Consider the following 362-nt stretch of genomic DNA (forward strand, 5'->3'; position numbering starts at 1 on the left):
ATGCGCTATGGGCCAGGTTCTTCATGGGAGCGCCACGACGACAGAGGCGGTCCGTCGAGCGATACAGCATAGTCGAGAGAGCCTGAGGGCGCTGGCGAAGCGCTACGGGATCAACCAAAAGACTGTTGCCAAATGGCGGGAACGGACCTCGGTGGCAGATTTGCCGACCGGTCCGAGAAAGCCTAGATCGACAGTGCTCTTGCCCGAGGAGGAGGCCGTCATAGTCGCCTTCCGGCGCTACACTCTGTTGCCACTCGATGACTGCCTCTATGCCTTACAACCGACGATCCCACACCTGACGCGCTCATCACTGCATCGCTGCCTGCAGCGCCACGGCATCAGCCGCCTGCCGGACGTAGAAG

At 61.3% G+C, this 362-nt stretch carries 1 pseudogene; it reads left to right on the forward strand.

The features are described 5' to 3' along the window. Positions 1 to 7 precede the first annotated feature (7 nt). Positions 8 to 362 (forward strand): annotated as a pseudogene (locus E5W70_RS32735) (IS481 family transposase); the annotation flags it as partial.

The organism is Mesorhizobium sp. (assembly GCF_005063415.1).
GTDB lineage: Bacteria > Pseudomonadota > Alphaproteobacteria > Rhizobiales > Rhizobiaceae > Mesorhizobium.